The organism is Actinomycetota bacterium (genome assembly GCA_005774595.1).
GTDB lineage: Bacteria > Actinomycetota > Coriobacteriia > Anaerosomatales > D1FN1-002 > D1FN1-002.
The window spans coordinates 1-1115 of record VAUM01000489.1; the positions used below are offsets into that span (position 1 = coordinate 1).

1 protein-coding gene is annotated in these 1115 nt (G+C 69.9%); it reads left to right on the forward strand.

Translation table 11 applies throughout. From position 1 onward, the window contains the following. The coding region (locus FDZ70_11195) for a penicillin-binding protein (protein TLM65325.1) at positions 1 to 1115 on the forward strand (1115 nt) is incomplete at both ends.

A 1115-nucleotide genomic window follows, 5' to 3' on the forward strand; every position in this document is an offset into this window, starting at 1 on the left:
GTGCCTACGGGGTCGAAGCGGCCTCGCAGTGCTACTTCGGCAAGAGCGCGACCAAACTGACCCTCCCCGAGTCAGCGATGATCGCCGGCGTGCTCCGCTCGCCCGGCAACTACTCGCCCTACCTCGAGCCGGAGGCTGCCAAGCAGCGCCGTGACCTCGTCCTCCAGCTGATGGCCGAGCAGGGATTCATCACGCAGGAGGAGCGCACGGCGGCGGCGGCGGCCGGGCCGGTCAAGACCGTCGGACTGAAGTCCGGCCGTGACGTACAGGCTCCCTACTTCATCGAGTACGTGAAGGCGCTCATCACCACGCAGCAGGGAGCCGACGCCGTGTATCGCGGAGGCCTGACGGTCAGGACCACGCTCGACGCGAAGATGCAGAAGGCCGCCGAACAGGCCATCGCCGGCACCCTGAACCGTGACGGCGACCCTTCGGCGGCACTCGTCGCGCTCGATGCCAAGACCGGCGAGATCCTCGCGATGGTGGGAGGCCGTGACTTCACGTCGCAGCAGTTCAACGTCGCCGTGCAGGGGCGTCGCCAGCCGGGCTCCGCGTTCAAGCCGTTCGTGCTCGTGACCGCACTCGAGCAGGGCATCTCACCCGAGGCCCCCTTCGCGTGCGGCCCGATGACGCTCAAGGTGCCCGGCTCACCCGACTGGAGCGTGACCGGTGCGAGCGGAGGGCGCACGGGCACGATGCGGCTTCGCGAGGCCACGGAGGACTCGGTCAACTCCGTCTTCGCCCAGCTGGTGCTCAAGGTGGGCGCGGACAAGACGGTTGCCGTGGCCGACGAGATGGGGATCCAGACCAGCATCACCCCCAATCCCGCGATCGCCCTCGGCGGACTCGAGGAAGGTGTCTCGCCGCTCGAGATGGCCGCCGCCTACGGCACGCTCGCCAACGGCGGCACGGCGATCTCGCCGTTCGGGATCCGTCAGGTCACCGGCGAGAGCGGAGACGAGCTCGTGGTCGCGAAGCCGGCAAGCGCGGCCGCTGTCGACCCCGCGGTCGCCTACCTGGCCACGGACATCCTGCGCGGCGTGATCAGCAAGGGCACCGGGACGGCGGCGGCCATCGGCCGTCCGGCCGCCGGCAAGACGGGTACGACGCAGGAG